Genomic DNA, 3,012 nt, shown 5'->3' on the forward strand with positions numbered 1-3,012 from the left:
TCTGCCGGCTTCCGTGCCGGCCCGGATGTCTGCTTCATCTTCGCTCCTTGGGGGCTACGATGAACCAGTCATCCTCCGTTCGTGAAGGGCCTCACTCTGTCTCACGGGCGCTGACGGCGGACACGTCGCGGGTGACCTGGCCGACTGGCTCGGCAGCCGCGGCATGACCCACATCCGCGGTGCTCCCCGCCATCCCCAAACTCAGGGCAAGATCGAGCGCTGGCACCAGACGCTGAAGAACCGCATCCTGCTCGAACACGCCTATCTGCCCGGCGAGTTGGAGGCGCGGGTCGGGGCGTTCGTGGAGCACTACAACCACGTCCGAGCTCATGAGAGCCTGAACAATCTCACGCCGGCCGACGTCTACTTCGGCCGGGGCGAGGCCATCCTGCGCGAGCGGGAGCGGATCAAGCGCCAGACTCTCACCGACCGCCGCTTGCGCCACCACGCGCAGGCTGCCTAACTTCTCAACCCAGGTGGACCAGTGCCTCCGTTCCTGAGGCCCGCAGCCTGTCTCAAATCATCTGACGACGGACAAACAAGAACCACAGAAACGGGGCAATCCCAGAGCCGGCGCAACCAGGCAGCTGCGCGGAGGGAGGCGCAAGCCGAGCCAGCACCCGCGCCAGCCCGGCCGGCCGAAGAAGGCTGAAGCCGTCGAGTGAGGGCACGAAGGCGATGAGACGCACAGCCCTCATCGCCCGGAACGAAAGATACCACCGAGGCATTCCCTACAGCTGCTAGCTCTGCCGTAGGGAGCGCCGTCCATGAGCCTCTTGATCCTTCTCATCGTGTTAATTCTGCTCTTTGGTGGCGGCGGCAGCTTCTACGGCGGCGGTCGCTACCGCACCGGAGGCCTCGGGATCGGTGGCATCCTGCTCATCATCCTGATCGTGCTCCTGTTCACCGGCCGGATCACGATCTGACCCGTCATGGAGGCCACCCGCCGCCAACGCCGGCCGGTGGGTGACGAACAGCCTGTCGCCCCGTCTCTACCCTCGGAGCTGCGCGAGGATCGCGGGCGGGTTAGACCCTCTCGATGAATACTCTCCCACCCCTTGTCCTCGAATGGTCCCGCGGCCTCGCCACCTTGTCCCCGGCGAAGATCCCATGCCCCAACTTCGAGCCCGACGAGTGGCGCGGGACGCATACGCGCTGCACCGAGTTCGTCACCCTGCATGGTGCCCGGGCGCTCGAATACGGCTGCGACGCCGTCAGCCTGTTTGGGGTGAGCCCGAAGGATGGCATCATCCGCGGTGACTGGACGGGCGTGCTGATGCCGTTCCGGGCGGAGTTTGTCGAGATGACCCGGGAGTACAGCGCATTCGGCAAAGTGCGGGCGTTCAAGGATCAACCGATCCGATATCGAGGCGTACCGGTGTGGGAGTTCAAGCCATAACTGGACGCCGAGAGCTTGAGTTGGACAAGTTTGGCAAAACAGGGGGCATGGCCGAGGTAGCTCGGCTCGCAGACCTCCTCGCAGGACGTGTACTCGCCGAAGGCCTCGGGAGCCGATCAACTCCCATCATCCACATCCGTGCGCTTGTAGATGCAGCTATGTTGCTAGAGGATTATGGGCACGAGATACCGCCCTCTCTCGAAATGCTGATCCGGGAGGTTCGAGAGGCAATGGGCAATCAGGAAAGATGACGCGTCTCAGGGCCGCTCGACGACGACCACTCAAGTTTCGGCGCAGCGTCGTCCGTGACCTCCAGAACCGCATCCGCTTCGCTGTCGTCGGCCTACTTGTTCTGATCGGCCTTCATATCGTCTCCATGATTGCCTTTGAGCATCTGGCACTCGGCGAGGCGATATGGCTGACCTTCACCACTATCACGACAACGGGCTATGGTGACTACTCAGCGAAGACCACAGCAGGTCGCGCTTCGACCATCGTCCTTATTTACCTCAGCGGAATCTTCCTGCTGACCCAGGCTGGTAGCGCCTTCTTCGAGTTCAGGATCCTGCGGCGTGACCGCAAGCGGCGCGGCGAGTGGAGGTGGAACATGCGCGACCACATCGTGTTCGTGAACGCTCCTGCGGACGAGCCAGGCGACTACCTGCGGCGCTTGCTCGACCAGCTGCACCGCTCGCATGCAAACTACGCGAGTGTTCCCTCTCTCATCCTGACCGAGGCGTTCGCAGACGGCCTTCCGCCAGACCTTGAGGACGACCCACTGATCGTGCAGTTGAAGGGGCGATTCGATGATCCTGCAGCTCTGGAGGCCGCTGGCGTCGATAATGCCCAGGTGCTCGTCATTCTCGCCGAGCACGAAGGAGACCGACTGTCCGACAGCCGCACCTTCGACATCATCCATCGGTTACGGGAGCGCGGGATCACAGCACGGATCGTCGCGGAATGCGTCGATGACCTTAACCGTGAGCGACTGAAGAAAGCTGGCGCATCAGCGATCGTGCGCCCTCTACGCGGCTATCCTGAAATGATCGTCCGTGCGATCGTTGCCCCTGGCACTGAATGGGTGATCGAGCGCCTGTTCTCCAGCGAAGGGGATGAGTGCTTGCGGTTCGATGTGCGGTTCAGTGGGTTGGCATGGGAGCGTGTCGTGCAAGCCGTGCTCGGCGCTAACTACGGCATCGCTATCGGCTATGCTGATGCGGAGGGCCGCCCACATAGCAACCCCTCCCCACATGCCGTGATCGATGCGACTGCTCTTTTCATCCTAGTTGGGGAACGTCAATTAACCACCGATGTCGCTCTGCGCAAAATACTTTTATCAATTACAGCATAGATAATCTGTTTGATTATGATAAAATGCAGGCGATTAATGCATCTGTTTACGTTCTATCATCGCTATCTATCAAGGATATCAGTTTTCAGTGCCAACCCCAGTCTATACACAATCATAAGGCCAATGCCGCACGACCTGCCTAGTGCATTGACGCATTCAGAGGATTCACAGGGGGCATGAGGCATGCGAGTCTGAGGCATGGCTCAGACTGTCTGTGTGATCCCCAGCGCCGCCGACCTGACGCGCCTGTCCGCTATCGTCG

General features: G+C 61.1%; 3 protein-coding genes and 1 pseudogene. All 4 read left to right on the forward strand.

All coding sequences use genetic code 11. From position 1 onward, the window contains the following. Positions 1-121 precede the first annotated feature (121 nt). Positions 122-463 (forward strand): annotated as a pseudogene (locus FF100_RS36635) (integrase core domain-containing protein); the annotation flags it as partial. Positions 464-767: 304 nt separating this feature from the next. Further along, positions 768-926 carry a DUF3309 family protein gene (locus FF100_RS36640; protein ID WP_139040913.1) on the forward strand — a complete coding sequence of 53 codons (159 nt, stop codon included), beginning with the start codon at positions 768-770 and terminating at the stop codon, positions 924-926. A 113-nt stretch (positions 927-1,039) separates the two neighbouring features. After that, positions 1,040-1,399, forward strand: a complete 360-nt coding sequence (locus tag FF100_RS36645; protein WP_139040914.1) for a hypothetical protein — start codon at positions 1,040-1,042, stop codon at positions 1,397-1,399. 247 nt (positions 1,400-1,646) lie between these two features. Continuing rightward, a complete protein-coding gene (locus FF100_RS36650) occupies positions 1,647-2,750 on the forward strand; it encodes an ion channel (RefSeq protein WP_139040915.1) in 1,104 nt (367 codons plus the stop codon). Positions 2,751-3,012 lie beyond the last annotated feature (262 nt).

The organism is Methylobacterium terricola, from assembly GCF_006151805.1.
Taxonomy (GTDB): domain Bacteria; phylum Pseudomonadota; class Alphaproteobacteria; order Rhizobiales; family Beijerinckiaceae; genus Methylobacterium; species Methylobacterium terricola.

What these genes read in the sequence shown, in the direction of transcription:
- FF100_RS36645 (WP_139040914.1), top strand. Translation starts at nt 1,040, where the DNA reads ATGAATACTCTCCCACCCCTTGTCCTCGAATGGTCCCGCGGCCTCGCC.
- FF100_RS36640 (WP_139040913.1), top strand. Translation starts at nt 768, where the DNA reads ATGAGCCTCTTGATCCTTCTCATCGTGTTAATTCTGCTCTTTGGTGGC.
- FF100_RS36650 (WP_139040915.1), top strand. Translation starts at nt 1,647, where the DNA reads ATGACGCGTCTCAGGGCCGCTCGACGACGACCACTCAAGTTTCGGCGC.